Source organism: Acinetobacter sp. YH12140, assembly GCF_013418475.1.
GTDB classification, from domain to species: domain Bacteria; phylum Pseudomonadota; class Gammaproteobacteria; order Pseudomonadales; family Moraxellaceae; genus Acinetobacter; species Acinetobacter amyesii.
This window is the reverse complement of sequence record NZ_VPBZ01000001.1, coordinates 273147-290722: the sequence shown is the minus strand read 5'-3', so window position 1 is coordinate 290722 and position 17576 is coordinate 273147. Positions and strand designations below refer to the sequence as shown.

The following is a 17576-nucleotide window of genomic DNA, read 5'->3' as shown; positions in this document are numbered from 1 at the left end:
GTATTGAGTATAGCAGTAGCGCTATAAATTAACATTTAACCCATAAGCATCTCGTAACTTGTCATAGCCTTTTCCTCAAATTCAGACTATAAAGAACTCATAAAATAAAAAGACCCCACTTTTCAGGATGAATGATGACGAGAACCACTCAATTCTCAGGCATATTTATACTTGCCCTGCTGGCAGCAGTCGTCGCAACTTTTTGCGATGCGATTCATGTCTATACCCAGACGCTTAGTTATCCCAACCCATTATTTTTCCATCAGGCTTGGTGGGTATTCCCCGGCTTTTTTATTGCCTTTGCTTTCATGGCATTTAGCTATATTCAACTTACACAACTACTTAAACACTATGTAATGACTCAGCTCAGTTGCCATCACGATGGTACAGCTCCATTAGTTGAGGCTTTAGTACTCTTTGCGATTGTCTACATACTCAGTGGTTTTGGTAACTTCCACCCTGAAGCATTGTGCTGGATTTTCTATATTAGCTTTTTTATTCGCTGGTTATTTAGCTATGAGCGTACATGGCTACTGATATTAGCCATTATGCTTGTCATTGGCGGCACGTTCTTTGAAGGACTATTGACTGAGTTTGCTTTAGTTAAATATCGCCATGAAGATATTTACAATGTGCCGTATTGGCTCGGTGGCTTATATATGCATGGCGCATTTGCCTTACGTGCAGGTATGCGTCGTTTTGTTTATCGTTAATTTTTTAAATTTGGAAAATTGAGACATAAAAAAAGACCACTCAATCGGAGTGGTCTTTTTTTGAATATGGTGGCTATGACGAGACTTGAACTTGTGACCCCCGCATTATGAGTGCGGTGCTCTAACCAACTGAGCTACATAGCCTTAAACTGTGCGCGCATTATGGAGGGATATTTAAATATCGTCAAGCCCATAATGCGCGTATTTGATCAAAATTTGTTGAAGTGAACCGATAAGCCGGGTTCTGTCGAGGACGATCATTCCTCTAGGCGTACAATCACTCATACGCTCAAGCGACCTACCCGGATCCAGCATGGGCCATGCCTAAAGGATCCCTATTTGGTCTTGCTTCCGGTGGGGTTTACCATGCCATGAACTGTTACCAGTCATGCGGTGCGCTCTTACCGCACCCTTTCACCCTTACCTCCGATTTCGATTGCTCGAAACCATAATGAAGGCGGTCTGCTCTCTGCTGCACTTTCCGTCGGCTCACACCGCCCAGGCGTTACCTGGCACCTTGCCCTATGAAGCCCGGACTTTCCTCCCCTGCTTTAGTCACGGAGACCTATACACAGCAGCGATCGTCTGGTTCACTTCGGGGCGCATTCTAACAAATCTGACAACTAATTGCTTGATGTTTTTTGAGCAATTAGTTTTTCGTACTTCTGTTGAAGCTGTTCCTGAGTTTCAGGATGTGCCGGATCCAATGGAATACAGTCCACCGGACAGAACAACTGACACTGCGGTTTATCGTGATGCCCAACGCATTCCGTACACAAATCAGGGTTAATCTCATAAATGAGTTCCCCCATGAAAATCGCCTCATTGGGGCATACAGGTTCACAGACATCGCAGTTGATGCATTCATCAGTGATATATAAAGACACTCTACCAACCTTGCTGTTGTTTACGCTTAAAGGCTTCCACAACAGCTTGTGGTACAAACTGAGTGACATCACCATTTAAACGTGCAATTTCACGCACGAGCGTAGATGAAATAAACGAATATTGCTCTGATGGGGTTAAGAACACGGCTTCAAATTTACTGTCCAAACGGCGATTCATATTTGCCAATTGAAATTCATATTCAAAATCTGAAACTGCACGTAAACCACGTAACACGGCTGTTGCTTTTTGCTCGTTAAAGAAGTTGACCAACAGCCCATCAAAACCTACAAACTCAACATTTGACAAATGACTTAAAGACTCTTGCGCTAGTGCAACACGTTCTTCCAGACTAAACACAGGGTTTTTGTGATGTCCAATTGCAATTGCCACGACAACTTCGTCAAACATGCGTGATGCACGTGTCACTAAGTCGATATGACCATTAGTAATTGGATCGAATGTGCCCGGATAAATTACACGAGTTTTAGACATCCAGTTGTACTCTGTTATTATGTAGATGGGTATTTTAACAAAATCTTGATTTATAGGTGAAGTCAGCTTGTAAATTTAAAAACTTCATCTTATTCAAAGTTCGGGTACAATAGTGCTAAGTTTGGAAGTTTTTGATTATGACGAAAGCAGTAGTTAAAAAAAATAGTAGCAGTACGATTGCCCTAAATAAGCGTGCGCGTCACGATTATTTCATTGAAGAAAAATTTGAAGCGGGTCTTTCATTACAAGGCTGGGAAGTCAAATCAATGCGTGCGGGTCGTATGACTATCGTAGAGAGCTATATTACGTTTAAAAATGGTGAAGCATTTTTATTCGGCGCTCAAGTGCAACCTTTACTGAGTGCTTCGACACATGTAATGCCTGAAGCAACACGTACTCGTAAATTATTGCTGAACCGCCGTGAAATTGAAAAACTACAAGGTGCAATTAACCAAAAAGGCTATTCATGTGTGCCTTTGGCATGTTACTGGAAAGGTCCTCATGCCAAACTTGAAATTGCCCTAGTAAAAGGTAAACAGCTTCACGACAAGCGTGCAACGGAAAAAGACCGTGATTGGCAGCGCGATAAAGCCCGTATTTTTCATAAATAAGTTCAATAAAAAAACCTCCATCTTGGAGGTTTTTTTATTTTTAAATTGCAGATTTAGCAGAATTTCAATCCACCAAAACAGTTGGTCCGAACTTCCTGATTTCCCAATACCTGATTTTTTAACGTTAAATTGGCCGCACCGGCATTACTAAGGTTAATTGAACCTACATTTTTATAAATTGGCAGACCAAATGCTGCACCAACAGCAGAACCTAAGGGAATATAAATTGGTTCATTTGTTAAAATTTGCGATACTTTTTGAGCAACTTGTGGCAAGACGCCTGAGATATCCACTTCAGATGTTGGATTTAATTTGCCAATATTGATCGGGTCTTTAAATGACATCCACCAACCTGTACGTGCAATATCATCTGCATTGGCATCTGGCCAACTGATATCTTGAGATTGAAGCGATAAATAACCAGCTGTGCCATTTAATGGGATGTTATGAATCATATTTAAGGCTTGCTCAAAGGTAATGTTCATTTTCAAACCATCAATTGATGAACCCGAATCCATAAAGAACTGCGCCCCTTCTACCCATAACAAATTACGGTCAAGTTTGACCTGCAAACTACCACTATCACGGTTGAGTTGAATCGACGGTACAGTCGCACTGATATTTTTGGCAACGGCTTGAGTTTGTCGTTTTCCGTTGATGGTAATTTCAGGGACGGTAAATGGCACATTCATTGAAGGAATTTTTAAACCCTTACTATTTTCAGGTTGGCTGACAAAGCTACGATCATTGTTCCAAATCGTGTTAATCACCAAGTTACCGGATAAAGTCTCACTGCTGCTATCACCAAAAATCGCTGCTTGGGTCTTTGCTGTCCCTGTAGTCGGTGCAATTTTCATATAACCGCTCAGTGACTTAATCCCATCTGTCGGCGCACCCGTGTTTTGAATACCAGTGGTCAATAAACCTGTAATTGATTCAGCACTGACACGGAAGCCTTTAACTTCGCGTAAAGCGGCTTGTTTTGGGTTTTTAATTGCAAATTCAATAAACGGATTTTTCAGTTCGGCACTGGTTGACGCTCGATCACCATTAAAGACGGGATTACCGTTGGCATCGGTCGACGTTGCATTACCACTTAGCGCTAGATGACGAATATCAATATCACAGCCATTTGCCCCATTTACCCCACCACAGCCGAGTTGCAAACTTTTGACATTGACGTTCAGATCCATGACGGCATCTAAACTGAGTTTGTAGAAACCAATATTTTCATCGACCATTTGTTGGTTGACCAAAATAGGATCGGTATAGGACATATTCATCAATGCAGCACCATTGATGGCAGACAATTCTTCATCGGCTAATCCCACCAATCCTTCTGCTGCAAAAACAACGTCAGAAACACATAAGGTCAATGCCATTGCGACTATTGTTTTTTTCACGATTATTTAATCCTTTTTAATATTCGTCACTCATCCCGAGTGAAATTTATGAGAAGATTAAATCAATAGCGTTGGCGTAAATGAATGGCAATTTGTGACACGCATCACAACTCAATTATACAAAATGCCAATTTTCACGAATTTTAGGCCAATAAAAACCCCAGCAACATTTCCTTCACTAGGGTTTTCAAAGATTTATAAATGATAGTTCAAACGATTTATTTACAAATTAATTAACTTTATTTAACAACAGTCCCAGATATTCACCAAACCAAATAGCGGTTTCTAAATCACCCGCAGGTGGGGTGACTTCAACAGGCGCATTATCCGATTGTGTCATTAAACCTAAAAAGCTCGACATCCGATTTAAATCTGTTGTGCTTCGTCCAGTTGGCATCAATGGAAGACCGCTCCACAACATGCCGTGCTGCATGGCGAATAAATTGATTTGCTGCAATACTGCCAATTTATCTCCACTTAAGCCGCCACCATTGGTAAAACCAGCGGCTAACTTGCCTTGCCATGTCCGTGCTAACCAGCGTTTAGATGATTGCTCCATGAATAATTTCATTGCCGCACTCATACTGCCCATATAGGTTGGGCATCCAAAAACGATGGCATCTGCACTGTCCAATTCATCCCAATCCACATGCTCTACATTCATGAGATGGACTTTTACACCGGCTTTTTCTGCACCTTGTACAATGAAATTCGCCACTTTGGCAGTGTGCCCATAGGGGCTGTGGTAAACAACAGCAAGAGATTTAGCAGTCAAAGACATAACATTTAAAAGTCGATAGATTCAGTCAAGTTTAGCATTTTCAAAGCATAAAGACGAATGTTGCCATACGTCCTGTTTTCGCTTCGCGGCGATAAGAAAAATATTCTTCAGCTTGCAAAAAGGTACATTGGTCGCCACCTGTTACGGCTTTAACCCCATGTAATGCAAGAATATAACGCGCTATCGCATAAAGATCAGCATAATATTTACCTTCCTTTACACCAGCTTTAAATGCACTTTCAAGTTCTGGATATTTGGAACAAAAGGCAGCTTTGACTTCTGCACCAATTTCAAAACTCTCTTGGCAAATGGCTGCCCCCAACCACGCCCATGTTGGCTGAGTATGCATGGCTGCAATGGTGTTTTCCACAATACCATTAGCCAGACCCTTCCAACCTGCATGCAGATTGGCAACTTCAGTCCCGTCAGCATTACCCAAAACCACGGGTAAGCAGTCTGCGGTCATCATCATCAGGGCATGATGTTTAGACTGCGTGACCATACCATCGCCTTCGGGTGCAACAAAGTTGATCTGTTCATCAATGCGATGGCATAGCGTACTGTGCGTTTGGTTCATCCAGCTGATTTTATTCACGCCATATTTAGCAAAGTCTTTGAGCAATTGCATCCGGTGCTTTTGCACACGCGCTGCATCATCTCCCACATGCAATGCCAGATTAAATCCTGCCAGTTCAGGTTGTTCAGCGGGTTGCGTCTGATCATGATGAACTCGAGTTTGTCCCACAAAAACACCCTGTGGAAGTCCCTGAACAAATTGCATGTTGCCGTCCTTTTCTATCTATGGCGTGTAAATCAGGTTAAAACTTAATACGCTTTGTTTTCGCTACGTAATACTTCAACCAATTGATTAAAGTCTTCAGGCCATGGTGCTTCAAACATCATGTCTTCACCTGTACGTGGATGAACGAGACCCAGTTTAACCGCATGTAAAGCCTGACGTTTAAAGCCACGTAAAGTGTCATCTAATAACACCGACGCGCCTGCAGGCATACGTACACGTGGTACATACACTTGATCGCCCACAAGACCATGACCGATATAAGTAAAATGCACACGAATTTGATGGGTACGACCCGTTTCTAGACGTGCTTGAACGCGGGTAAAGTTTTGGAAACGTTCTTTCACATTGTAGTGAGTCACTGCATCTTTACCGCCCGGCAAGACAGCCATTTTAATGCGATCGACAGGATGACGTTTAATTGGTTCATCGACTGTACCGCCGGCAATAATGTTGCCATATACAATCAAATCGTAAATACGGTAAACCGATTTCTTCGCCAATTGTTTACTTAAAGAAAATTGGGATTCGAGGTTTTTCGCAACAACCAACAGACCTGAGGTGTCTTTATCAATACGATGCACCAAACCTGCACGGGTCAACTCTGAAGATTTTGGGTAATGGTGCAAAATTGCATTCACCAATGTGCCTGTACTGTTTCCAGCGCCCGGATGAACAACCATACCGACAGGTTTATTAATCACCATAATATCGTCATCTTCATAGACAATATTAAGTGGAATATCTTCAGGTAAGCTACGGGTTTGTGCTTCTAACTCGACGTCTAAAGTCAATAACTCTGTGCCTTCGCATTTGTACTTTGGTTTCACAGTGTTACCATTGACCAACAAATGGCCCTCTTTGAGCCACTGTTTTAGCTTTTCACGAGAAAAATCAGTCCAAACCAGTGCTGAAACCTGATCAATACGTTGTCCTAAATAGCTTTCATCCAATTGAAATTGCAACGATAAACGTGTTGCAGTTGAGTCTGAAGTATGGTTATCTGCATCCTCAGAATCTTCAAGTAAATTGAAATCAGTTTCAGGGAAATTAGAATTGGAAGATTGTGCTTGACTCATTTGCTCATTCAGACAAAAGTGGTTTAATAGTTCAATTGTAGCTCATTGCCCGTATTAACAGAGGAATTTTTATGTCGCTACCAAAATATAAAATGACAATGCTTGCTCTAACAATAGGCATTGCATCGGCAATGGTAGGCTGTAGCAGTAATCCAAAGAAAGAAGTGGTCGACACAGGTCCACAATCAAGCGAACAGATTTATATCGAAAAAGCACAAAAAGCGCTTGAACGTAACCAATATACAGATGCAGCAAAACACCTTGAAGCTCTAGAGACCTACTACCCTACAGGTAACTATGCGCAGCAAGCACAACTTGAACTATTGTATGTAAAGTTTCAGCAAAAAGACTATGAAGGTGCGATTGCACTTGCAGACCGTTTTATTCGTATGAACCCACAACATCCGCAAGTTGATTATGCGTACTACGTGCGTGGTGTTTCAAACATGGAGCAAAACTACAACGGTTTGCTTCGCTATACTTCTTTAAAGCAATCGCATCGTGATGTGAGCTATCTCAAAGTGGCTTATCAAAACTTTGTCGACTTTATCCGTCGCTACCCATCGAGCGAATATGCAGTCGATGCCGCACAACGTATGAAGTTCATCAGTCAAGAATTGGCTGAAAGCGAAATGAATGCGGCGCGTTTTAATGTGAAGCGTAAAGCATGGTTAGCTGCTGTTGAACGTTCACTTTGGGTGATCGAACATTATCCGCAAGCACCGCAAGTTCCAGAAGCTCTAGCGACTGTAGCCTATGGTTACGACAAACTTGGTGATAAAACCACGTCTCAGCAATACATTGAAGTACTTAAACTGAACTATCCAAAACTTGTGAAGTCAGACGGTACGGTCAATATGCGTGCTGCACGTAGTGAAGGCAGCTTCCTTAACCGTGCAACTTTGGGTATTTTCGGTAAAGAAGCACAGACGATGTCTGAGCAAACCTCTACAGACGCGGTTGAAACTGATGAAGAAAAACGCAGTTTAACCAATCGTTTAAGCTTTGGCTTATTGGATCGTCCTCATAGCGAAAAAAACTGAGTCGTCAGAATCAGCTGAATAATATAGTCGCAACGAAGGTCGATTTTTCACAAAGGGCAAGTTAGAATACTTGCCCTTTTATCTTTTCAGGATCTACAGATTCGGTTAGATTAAAAGGTATACAATAGTTCGATGGACGATGCTGTACTGCATCCCCACTGAACTTACAGCATTGCTGATTTCAACATATTTCACGAACTGCCCAAATTCAATAGATAGACAGATAAAACAGCATGGCCATTCCTCAACATACAATTGATCAAATTTTAGATCGCACCGATATTGTCGATGTGATTGGTCAATTTGTGAAATTGAAAAAGACTGGACGCACCTACTCAGGATGCTGCCCATTCCATCAGGAAAAATCGCCATCTTTCCATGTCTATCGTGATAAACAATATTTTCACTGCTTTGGTTGTCAGGCCAATGGTAATGCCATCCGTTTTTTAATGGATATTGGTAGCCGTAACTTCATCGAAGTGATGAAGGATTTATCAAGCCAAACAGGGATTGAACTACCGAAAGACAATAACGATTCCAATAAACTCAAATATAAACGCGAATCTAAACCCAAACCTGTACAAAAACCTCCAATCGAAGCAAAAGCTCTGCCACCCAAAACAGGCGAAACCGACACAAATCCTGCTGCAGTAAATTTCGAACACGACCCATTTGCTGAGTTTCAAAATAACGAAGATGCCTTTTATGGGAACGATCCGTTTGCTCACTTTGACCAAGTTACCAATGGATTTGAAGATGTGCCGCAAGACGGAAACTTATATGACTTGCTGGAAAATGTCGCACAGTTTTATGAGCAACAACTTCCGCTCAGTCCAATTGGGCAAGCTTATTTTAAACAACGGGGTCTCAGTGCAGACACCATCGCCTATTGGCGTTTAGGCTATGCCCCCGAAGATTGGCAACATCTGGAAAAAGCCTTTCCACAAGATATCGAAGGACTCAAACTCCTCGGTTTGATTCGCACCAGTGATAGTGGTCGTGACTTTGACCTACTGCGCGAGCGGGTGATTTTCCCGATTCGAGATGCGAAAGGTCGTGTGGTCGGTTTTGGTGGTCGTGCCTTAAATGATGAAATCAAACCAAAATACATCAACTCTCCAGACTCTGAAGTTTTCCATAAAAACCAGTTACTTTATGGTTTATATGAAGGCCGTAAACAAAAAGCCCAAGATTGGTTAATGGTCGAAGGTTATATGGATGTCATTGCCCTACAGCAATATGGCATTCATGGCGCTGTAGCGACTTTAGGGACTGCCAGTAATACTGAACATTTAAACATTTTATTTAAGCAAAATAGCCGTATTACCATTGCATTTGATGGAGATACCGCAGGTCAAAAAGCAGCTCGACGTACGCTCGAAATTGCACTGCCATTACTGAATGATGGACGTGAACTTAAATTCTTTGTATTGCCGAATGACCATGACCCAGATTCATTGATCCGTCGTGAAGGTATTGAAAATTTTCGACGGTTACTGCACACCTCACCGCTTCTTTCTGAATTTGTTTTTGCACATTTAACGCAAAATCATAATGTTGCTTCGCCTGAAGGTAAAAGCAAGGTGATGGGTGAACTCAGACAGCTCACTGAACTGTTGCCGAAAGGTGGTTCATATCGTTATTTGCTACAACAATATTTCCGTGAAAAATTAGGGTTTAGCCGAAAGTGGCAGCCTCAAGTCAATAATGATGCATCATTGAGCTTTAGTACAAAAATTGATGCTGAAGAATATGTGATTGCGATTTTAATCAATCATCCTTATCTTTACATTCATTTTGAGCCTTTACGCGCCTTAGTTTCACAAGACCTATTGCTTTATCATGTGTTAAATATTTTCAATGTGATTTTTGATGAATTGCCTGATGATCCAGAGTTATCCACCTATTATGTACTCGGTGCTTGTGCAGCACATCATCATGAATTACAACATATTTTAGAACATGCCAATATCAGTGACTATACGTCATCACCTGAACAAGCAGATAAACTTGCGGCAGATTTATCGACAAAATTGCAATATCAATTCTTACAACTCAAGATCAAGTCGAATAAGTTTTCTAGCCTTGCTGAAATGCGTAATTTAAAACAACGTATTTATGATATTGATAAAAAAAGATCGCTCACCCTCCTTGAAGATTAATTTTTAACTTCAAGTTCAAACTGTGAATGACCGTTATTCAATGAATAGCTTATTTATTTCTTTGGTTTACGGCGATTTTCAGCCACATTAACTAAATTTTGTTCTAACATTTCAAAATAAGCAGGGTCTTCCGCCATCGCTGCATTGCGCAGCACGATAGAGGTTGGATGCAACAGCTTTTGGGTTAAACGATGCGACATTTCTTGCATAATCTTCGCAGCATCTTCGCCCTTTTGTAGACGATTCAGGGCTAAAGCCAGTTCTTCTTGACGCAATGACTCACCATGTTCACGGTATGCATGAATTGTCGAGCCAGCCAAATTCACTTTTTGCTGTGTGATTAAATCTGTCGCAAGCTGATTAACCATCACTTCGGCTTCAACTGCCGCCTGACGACGCTGAGCCAAGTTTTCTTCTATGACTGTTTGCAGATCATCGACACCATATAAATAAACACCATCTAAACTTTCGACTTTGGCTTCAATATCACGGGGTACCGCCAAATCGACCAACAACATTTGTTTATAACGGCGTTTTTTCAATGCTGCTTTGACATCCGCAAAATAAATCACTTGATGCAAGCTTCCAGTACAACTTGAAATTACATCTGCGCGATGTAAATTGTCTGCCAAATCTGCAAAATCAATTATTTCAACTTCTACGCGATGAGCAATCTCTTGGGATAAAGCTTCAGCACGGGCACGTGTACGGTTACAGATAATAATTCTACCCACACCCATTTCGGCCAAATGCTTCGCAACCAAGCTATTCATTTCACCAGCAGCAACAATCATGACCGTCAATTTTTCAGGCTGACTAAAAACCTGTAAAGCTAGCTGAGCAACGGCATAGCCCATCGACACCGCATGACTTCCTACCGCTGTTTCAGAACGCACTCGTTTTGCCGCATAAAAGGCATATTCAAAAATACGGTTTAAATTTGGGGAGACAGTTTCGGCATCTTTGGCTAAGGACAAAGCCGTTTTAACTTGACCTAAGATTTGAGGCTCACCAAGCATGAGCGAATCCAAGCCGCTAGCCACACGCATGAGGTGTGTCACCGCCTGTGCATTTTCATAACGATACACATGATTTGACAATTGCTTTACATCAATACCATTTGATTGGGCAAGCCAATTCAATACCATGTCTGCATTTTCAGACATCGCATAGACTTCAGTACGATTACATGTAGATACCACCACCATGTCATTGAGTTCAGGTGCATGGCTTTGCTGTTCAAGCAGCGCTGTTAACTTTTCAGGGTTAAATGCAATCTGTTCGCGCAGTTCTACAGAGGCGGTTTGATGGTTGACACCCAATGCAAAGAAAGACATATCAGATCATCATTTCGCTAAATTTATGCTATTGTGCATTATCGGCGTCATAAAAAGCATTACTTGGATCAAGAAAAATTGCGTCTAACAAATAGCCGACTGAACGGCCAGACAATAAAGCAGTATTCTACCACATTCTTACTTGTTGGTAGCATGGCTTCTACTGCCCCAATTCGGGCCGTGGGAGAAGTTTACCATGCAAATTCAGGATATGATGCAATTAAACAAAGTATGATTGCAGAATTTGCCTTAGCTTATAACGACATCCCAACCGCGCTTCATAATTACACCGTGCTTGCAATCAAAAGCAAATCCACCATGGTCAAACAGCGTGCTTTAAACGTTGCTATTGAGCAAAATGATTTACAAGCAGCCTTAGATATTGCTACACATTGGGTTGTGCAAGAACCTGAAGATGTACCAGCATTATTTTATTTATCACATATTGCTTTGAAAGCCCATGAATATGAGCTTGCCGCCGAAACACTTGATAAAATTTTAACCATTGACCCAAATGCAGATTTAGAACAAATTTTGGCGGGTATTTCCCCTGAGTCAGAGGAAGATCGTGCTTATCTGATCCAAGCACTGACCGCCAGCAAAGAAAAAACCAATCCCTCTATTTTGGTCTTAGTCGCAGGTTTACAAGCTCAAAATGGTGCCTTTGCTGATGCCTTAGACACCATTAATTTAGCACTAAAAAAACGCCCGAAAGTGACTGGCTATATCTTAATGAAAGCCAATTTACTTATGTCGTTAGGTGATGAAGAAGAAACCTTAAAATGGTTCGAAAAATCCAGCCGTAAACACCGCAACAATATGGAAGTTCGCTTAGCAGAAGCAAAATATTTAATTAAAATCAATCAGTCAGAATTAGGTCTAGAAAAACTCGAAGATATACTAAAGAAGTGGCCATCTGCTGAAGAACCGCTATTTATGGCAGGTCTGACCAGTATTGACTTAGAGCTTTATGAAAAAGCCGAAAAGTATTTGGTGGAGTTACGTTATTCGAGCAAATACCAAAATGAAGCGTATTACTATCTCGCAGTAAATGCTGAACGCAAACAGCATTATGAAACGGCAAAAGCCTATTATCGCCTTGTTGATGGCAGTCTTTATACAGTTTCACGGCGCAATATGATCAGCATTTTTAGCCAGCAAAATAAGCTGCATGATGCACTGCGCTTTTTAACCCAAGAGCGGGTTAATTATCCTCAACATGCCAGTTTCTTATATCTTGCTCAGGCAGATATTTTAAAACGCATGAACAATAAAAAAGCAGCAGTTCGTTTACTTGATGAAGCGGTAAAAAACTTACCTGAAGATCCAGAGCTCATTTATGCCGAAGTTCTACTGCTCGACGCCCATCAAGATAAAGATAGACTCGACCAATTACTAAAACAATTACTTGAAATTGAACCCAATAGCCCGACCTATTTAAATGCATATGCCTATACTTTGGCGGTACAAAATAGACGCTTAGATGAAGCCCGAAAATATGTCGAACATGCCTTGGAATATGCTCCTGAGCAAGCCTCAATTTTAGATACATTCGGTTATATTTGTTATTTGCAAAATGATTTTAGTACATCTGCATCTGTTTTGGCCAAAGCGTATGAACTGAGTAATAGTTTAAAAATTGGCATTCGCTACGCACGATCAGTCTTCATGCAAGGTGATATGAATAAATTTGACGCGTTGTTACAACAACTCCAACAAAAACATCCGAATGATCCGCAATTAGAGCAACTACATTCGTTATTGTTACCCCAACCCATGAAAAAGAGTTAGAAAAAGTTTATGCAAGTATCTTCAAAATTTGGGGTATCTGCCCTGACCTGCTGCGCTTTATTTTTTACCGGTTGTCAGCAATATGTTAAAACACCCGCTCAACCTAGCCCTGAAGAAGTCGCTGCAAATCAATTCAACTTACAAGGTAAGATTGGTGTGCGCACGCCACAACAGTCAGGAAGTGCTTTTTTTACTTGGGTTCAAGACCGCAATGAATATGATATCGAACTGAGTGGCATATTAGGTGTTGGAAAAACTCAAATCAGCGGTAAACCCGGTCAAGTTCAACTCAATAGTGCAAAAACCGGTTTGATTGAAGCAGCAACACCAGAAGAATTACTCGAACGTGCTACCGGTTGGCAAGCTCCCATTACCCACCTCGTCGACTGGGTACAGGCGCGCCCTGCAACCACACAAGCAAAAATTCAACGCGATACTGCGCAGCGTCCACAACAGATTATTGAAGATGGTTGGACGGTTGACCTGAGTTATAATGAAACTGCAACGGTACCGAACAAGTTAATTTTAAAACAAGCACTTGAATCCGGTCAGGAAAACCGTATTACAATGGTGATTCAAAATCGTTAATTTGCCTAAAAGCTGAACTATGACTTCCGTGATTCGTGTACCTTCTCCTGCAAAACTCAATTTGTTTTTGCACATTACTGGCCGACGTCCTAATGGATATCACGAATTACAAACAATTTTTCAGCTCATCGATTTATCGGATTGGATGGAATTTCACCCACTTGCAAATTCTGCTGATGAAGATTTTATTCAAATTGAGGGCTTAAACAGCGTCAATCTAGAGCAAAATTTAATTTATCGTGCTGCTCAAATACTCAAACCGTTTGCTAAAGCACTGACTGCACAAAAAATCCACATTGAAAAAAATATACCGATGGGTGCAGGGCTCGGCGGTGGTTCATCCAATGCAGCCACCACCCTAATCGTGCTTAATCAACTTTGGAAATGTGGTCTAAATACCGAACAACTTGCAGAACTCGGCTTACAACTTGGGGCAGATGTTCCCGTGTTTGTACATGGTCTAAATGCATGGGCAGAAGGTATCGGTGAACACTTAACATTCATAGATTTAGCTCAAAAACAGTACATTGTATTAAAACCTGACTGTTTTATCAGCACTCAACTGCTTTTTTCACAAAAAACGTTGACAAGAGACTCAAAGCCCACTAAATTTTGCGGCTATCAGGAAACGCCATCTGATTTTGGAAATAACTTTGAGCCTGTGGCACGAAGCTTATATCCCGAAGTCGATGAAGCAATGCGGTACTTAGATCAGTTCGGTACAGCAAAGCTTACAGGTACAGGTGCTTGTGTATTTACTGAAGTGACTGAAAATATGAATATTGATGACATATTGAAAAATGCACCATGTAAATCTTACTTGGTTCGCAGTTTGCAAGAATCACCATTACGTCATTTTGAAGTTTGATATAGGGGCGTCGCCAAGTGGTAAGGCACCGGGTTTTGATCTCGGCATCCGTTGGTTCGAATCCAGCCGCCCCTGCCATCATTTTTCACCTGTAGATGTAATTGCTGTAAAGTATTAGGGGCGTCGCCAAGTGGTAAGGCACCGGGTTTTGATCTCGGCATCCGTTGGTTCGAATCCAGCCGCCCCTGCCATTTACTTTATTCGCTATTTCATCAATTTAGGGGCGTCGCCAAGTGGTAAGGCACCGGGTTTTGATCTCGGCATCCGTTGGTTCGAATCCAGCCGCCCCTGCCATTTACTTCAAAAAAGACAGAGCATAATTTGCAGTATCTTTGTTGTTTCAACTTGACAAAATACTGTAAAAATATTAAAGTTCTGCCGCATTAGGGGCGTCGCCAAGTGGTAAGGCACCGGGTTTTGATCTCGGCATCCGTTGGTTCGAATCCAGCCGCCCCTGCCATCTAATTCCCTAATTTGCCAACCGCCAAGGGTGCTTCATGCCCAATCTTGTCGTTTTTAGTGGATCTGCACATCCACAATTCGCCCAAAAAGTCGTTAGCCACCTTCACATCCCTCTAGGTGCTGCATCTGTAGGTCAATTTTCTGACGGTGAAATCGCTGTCGAAATTACTGAAAATGTTCGTGGTAAAGACGTATTCATCGTACAACCAACTTGTGCTCCAACTAACGATAACCTTATGGAAATCTTAGTTATGGCTGATGCTTTGCGTCGAGCAAGTGCTGGTCGTATCACTGCTGTCATTCCTTATTTTGGTTATGCTCGTCAAGACCGTCGTCCACGTTCAAGCCGTGTGCCAATTACAGCAAAAGTTGTTGCAGATATGCTCACAACTGTTGGTATTGACCGCGTTGTCATGATCGACCTTCATGCTGACCAAATCCAAGGTTTCTTCGATATTCCTGTAGACAACATCTACGGTACTCCTGCACTTTTAGCAGATCTTCGTCAACAGTCACACGACAACTTAATGGTTGTTTCTCCTGACGTTGGTGGTGTAGTACGTGCGCGTGCTGTAGCTAAGCAAATGGGTGATATCGATCTTGCGATCATCGACAAACGCCGTCAAAAAGCGAATGAATCTCAAGTAATGCACTTGATCGGTGACGTTAAAGGCCGTGACTGTGTCATCGTTGATGATATGGTGGATACAGCAGGTACATTGTGTAAAGCTGCTGACGCACTAAAAACTTTCGGTGCTCGCAAAGTTGTTGCTTACGCAACTCACCCTGTACTTTCTGGTAAAGCTTTAGAAAACTTGAAAAACTCTGTGATTGACGAATTGGTTGTAACAGACACTATTCCGCTTTCAGAAGAAGCTCAAGCTCTTGGTAAGATTCGCCAAGTTTCAGTTGCAAGTATGGTTGCTGAAACAATTCGTCGTATTAACAACGAAGAATCTATTAGCGCAATGTTCGATTCTTATCTATAATATAGCGCTAAATTTAAAAGCCCTGCCTTTTGGTGGGGCTTTCTATCACTAGACTGGTCGAAGGTCTAGTTAATTAAACTTAAATAGGAATGTCTATCATGGCAAACTTCGTATTAAATGCAGTAGCACGTGAAGAAGCAGTACAAGGGAAAGGTTCGAGCCGCCGCCTTCGTCTTCAAAATAAAGTACCAGCAATCATCTACGGTGGTGCAGCTGAACCTGTAGCAGTTACTTTGGAACTTCGCGAACTTGTTAAAGCTTTAGAAAACAACGCATTCTTTGAAGAAGTTGTTGAAATCAACATCGACGGTAAAGCTGAAAGCGTTAAAATCCAAGCTTTACAACGTCACCCAGCTAAAAACACTCCTATGCACGCTGACTTCAAACGCGCATAAGTGTTAAATGGTGTAAATGAGTGAGTAAACTTTCACTGATTGTTGGTTTGGGTAACCCAGGTTCTGAGTATGCCCAAACCCGCCATAATGCAGGCTTCTGGTTCGTAGAACGCCTTGCAGAACAATATGGCATCCAACTCAAAGCTGATCCTAAATATAAAGGCATCAGTGGTCGTGGTAATATCGAAGGTCAAGACGTTCGTCTGCTGTTACCCACAACCTTTATGAACCTCTCTGGTCAAAGTGTTGTTCCCTTCGCCAAATTCTATCAAATTGCTCCTGAAGCAATACTTATCGCACACGATGAACTTGATATGAACCCTGGTGTCATTCGCCTGAAAACTGGCGGTGGTCATGGTGGTCATAATGGTTTGCGCGATATCGTCCCGCATATTGGTCCAAATTTCCATCGTTTACGTATTGGTATTGGTCATCCAGGTTCTAAGGAACGTGTCTCAGGCCATGTCTTAGGTAAAGCACCAAGTAGTGAACAAGGCTTAATGGATGATGCTATTGCACATGCCTTATCACGTACTAAATTGTTGGTAAGTGGTGAGATTCAGCAAGCTATGAACCAAATCAACGCTTACAAATAGAACTGACAATTCCACAAATTGTTGAACAATACTTATTGCCATCTGAATGATTTCAGAGCAAAATGCGCTTGCATTTGACTGCTCACCCAGCATTCAAGAGATTGTTCCACCATAAGATACGATCTTAGGTCTACCAAGGAGACGCTAGCCATGCTATCTCGTTTATTAAAAGCTAAAATCCACCGTTGCGTCGTTACACAAGCAGAATTACATTATGAAGGTTCTTGTGCAATTGACGGTATTCTTCTAGATTTAGCCGGTATCCGTGAGTATGAAGAAATTCATATGTGGAACGTGACTAATGGTAAGCGTTTTACCACTTATGCCATTCGTGGTGAAGAAGGTTCTGGCATTATCTCTGTAAATGGCGGTGCTGCTCACCAAGCAGATATTGGCGACTTGTTGATTATCGCAACTTTTGGTGATTTCACAGAAGCTGAAGCAAATGCACATAAGCCACGCTTAGTCTACGCGAACCCAAACAACACGGTGAACCACACAGCGAACTGTATTCCAGTTCAAGTCGCTTAATTCAAGCATTTAAAGATTCTAAAAAGCCCGCAAAATTTGCGGGCTTTT

The 17576-nt window shown here is 41.7% G+C and carries 18 protein-coding genes, 5 tRNA genes and 1 other RNA gene; 15 read left to right on the top strand and 9 right to left on the bottom strand.

Going from position 1 to position 17576, the window contains the following annotated elements:
• Positions 1 to 134: 134 nt before the first annotated feature.
• Positions 135 to 713, top strand: a complete 579-nt coding sequence (locus tag FTU75_RS01435; protein ID WP_180114829.1) for a hypothetical protein — start codon at positions 135 to 137, stop codon at positions 711 to 713.
• Positions 714 to 780: 67 nt separating this feature from the next.
• Here the strand turns inward: FTU75_RS01435 and FTU75_RS01430 are convergent.
• The 4 genes from FTU75_RS01430 to coaD form a co-directional block, all read right to left on the bottom strand.
• Positions 781 to 857 (bottom strand) — tRNA-Met (locus FTU75_RS01430).
• A gap of 73 nt (positions 858 to 930) precedes the next feature.
• Positions 931 to 1310: RNase P RNA component class A (gene rnpB, locus FTU75_RS01425), an RNA gene on the bottom strand.
• 26 nt (positions 1311 to 1336) lie between these two features.
• A complete protein-coding gene (locus FTU75_RS01420) occupies positions 1337 to 1600 on the bottom strand; it encodes a YfhL family 4Fe-4S dicluster ferredoxin (protein WP_180076745.1) in 264 nt (87 codons plus the stop codon).
• 1 nt (position 1601) lies between these two features.
• A complete protein-coding gene (coaD, locus tag FTU75_RS01415) occupies positions 1602 to 2093 on the bottom strand; it encodes a pantetheine-phosphate adenylyltransferase (protein WP_078191350.1) in 492 nt (163 codons plus the stop codon).
• 137 nt (positions 2094 to 2230) lie between these two features.
• Here coaD and smpB point away from each other — a divergent pair, with 137 nt between their 5' ends.
• Positions 2231 to 2704, top strand: coding sequence for an SsrA-binding protein SmpB (gene smpB / locus FTU75_RS01410; protein ID WP_180114827.1), 474 nt, complete (start codon positions 2231 to 2233; stop codon positions 2702 to 2704).
• A 53-nt stretch (positions 2705 to 2757) separates the two neighbouring features.
• Here smpB and FTU75_RS01405 read toward each other — a convergent pair whose 3' ends face one another.
• From FTU75_RS01405 to rluD, 4 genes are all read right to left on the bottom strand, one after another.
• Positions 2758 to 4107 (bottom strand): hypothetical protein, encoded by a 1350-nt coding sequence (locus tag FTU75_RS01405; protein ID WP_373685838.1) that lies wholly within the window; start codon positions 4105 to 4107, stop codon positions 2758 to 2760.
• Between the two features lie 229 nt (positions 4108 to 4336).
• Positions 4337 to 4888 (bottom strand): flavodoxin family protein, encoded by a 552-nt coding sequence (locus FTU75_RS01400; protein ID WP_078192171.1) that lies wholly within the window; start codon positions 4886 to 4888, stop codon positions 4337 to 4339.
• Between the two features lie 40 nt (positions 4889 to 4928).
• Positions 4929 to 5669 (bottom strand): peptidoglycan editing factor PgeF, encoded by a 741-nt coding sequence (pgeF, locus tag FTU75_RS01395; RefSeq protein WP_180005456.1) that lies wholly within the window; start codon positions 5667 to 5669, stop codon positions 4929 to 4931.
• 44 nt (positions 5670 to 5713) lie between these two features.
• Positions 5714 to 6766, bottom strand: a complete 1053-nt coding sequence (rluD, locus tag FTU75_RS01390) for a 23S rRNA pseudouridine(1911/1915/1917) synthase RluD (RefSeq protein WP_078192173.1) — start codon at positions 6764 to 6766, stop codon at positions 5714 to 5716.
• Between the two features lie 71 nt (positions 6767 to 6837).
• On the opposite strand from rluD, the gene FTU75_RS01385 reads away from it, so the two are divergent.
• Together FTU75_RS01385 and FTU75_RS01380 are read left to right on the top strand one after the other, a co-directional pair.
• Entirely contained in the window at positions 6838 to 7809 is a 972-nt protein-coding gene (locus tag FTU75_RS01385) for an outer membrane protein assembly factor BamD (RefSeq protein ID WP_078192174.1), read from the top strand.
• Between the two features lie 233 nt (positions 7810 to 8042).
• Positions 8043 to 9971 carry a DNA primase gene (locus FTU75_RS01380; protein ID WP_180114825.1) on the top strand — a complete coding sequence of 643 codons (1929 nt, stop codon included), beginning with the start codon at positions 8043 to 8045 and terminating at the stop codon, positions 9969 to 9971.
• A gap of 53 nt (positions 9972 to 10024) precedes the next feature.
• On the opposite strand, the gene hemA is transcribed toward FTU75_RS01380, so the two are convergent.
• Positions 10025 to 11308 (bottom strand): glutamyl-tRNA reductase, encoded by a 1284-nt coding sequence (hemA, locus tag FTU75_RS01375; protein WP_180023232.1) that lies wholly within the window; start codon positions 11306 to 11308, stop codon positions 10025 to 10027.
• A 78-nt stretch (positions 11309 to 11386) separates the two neighbouring features.
• On the opposite strand from hemA, the gene FTU75_RS01370 reads away from it, so the two are divergent.
• From FTU75_RS01370 to panD, 11 genes are all read left to right on the top strand, one after another.
• Positions 11387 to 13099 carry a hypothetical protein gene (locus tag FTU75_RS01370; RefSeq protein ID WP_180005451.1) on the top strand — a complete coding sequence of 571 codons (1713 nt, stop codon included), beginning with the start codon at positions 11387 to 11389 and terminating at the stop codon, positions 13097 to 13099.
• A gap of 9 nt (positions 13100 to 13108) precedes the next feature.
• On the top strand, positions 13109 to 13687 hold the full coding sequence (gene lolB / locus FTU75_RS01365) for a lipoprotein insertase outer membrane protein LolB (RefSeq protein ID WP_180106153.1): 579 nt from the start codon (positions 13109 to 13111) through the stop codon (positions 13685 to 13687).
• Between the two features lie 28 nt (positions 13688 to 13715).
• The gene (gene ispE, locus FTU75_RS01360) at positions 13716 to 14555 is read left to right on the top strand and encodes a 4-(cytidine 5'-diphospho)-2-C-methyl-D-erythritol kinase (RefSeq protein WP_180114867.1); all 840 of its coding nucleotides are present in this window, start codon (positions 13716 to 13718) and stop codon (positions 14553 to 14555) included.
• Between the two features lie 3 nt (positions 14556 to 14558).
• A tRNA-Gln gene (locus FTU75_RS01355) sits at positions 14559 to 14633 on the top strand.
• 38 nt (positions 14634 to 14671) lie between these two features.
• Positions 14672 to 14746 (top strand) — tRNA-Gln (locus FTU75_RS01350).
• A gap of 28 nt (positions 14747 to 14774) precedes the next feature.
• A tRNA-Gln gene (locus tag FTU75_RS01345) sits at positions 14775 to 14849 on the top strand.
• Between the two features lie 91 nt (positions 14850 to 14940).
• Positions 14941 to 15015: transfer RNA gene (locus FTU75_RS01340), tRNA-Gln, on the top strand.
• 37 nt (positions 15016 to 15052) lie between these two features.
• Positions 15053 to 16006, top strand: a complete 954-nt coding sequence (locus tag FTU75_RS01335) for a ribose-phosphate pyrophosphokinase (RefSeq protein ID WP_078191360.1) — start codon at positions 15053 to 15055, stop codon at positions 16004 to 16006.
• A 98-nt stretch (positions 16007 to 16104) separates the two neighbouring features.
• Entirely contained in the window at positions 16105 to 16401 is a 297-nt protein-coding gene (rplY, locus tag FTU75_RS01330) for a 50S ribosomal protein L25 (RefSeq protein ID WP_078192179.1), read from the top strand.
• A gap of 20 nt (positions 16402 to 16421) precedes the next feature.
• Positions 16422 to 16997 carry an aminoacyl-tRNA hydrolase gene (gene pth, locus FTU75_RS01325; RefSeq protein WP_078192180.1) on the top strand — a complete coding sequence of 192 codons (576 nt, stop codon included), beginning with the start codon at positions 16422 to 16424 and terminating at the stop codon, positions 16995 to 16997.
• A gap of 150 nt (positions 16998 to 17147) precedes the next feature.
• Positions 17148 to 17528, top strand: a complete 381-nt coding sequence (gene panD / locus FTU75_RS01320; RefSeq protein ID WP_078191363.1) for an aspartate 1-decarboxylase — start codon at positions 17148 to 17150, stop codon at positions 17526 to 17528.
• Positions 17529 to 17576 lie beyond the last annotated feature (48 nt).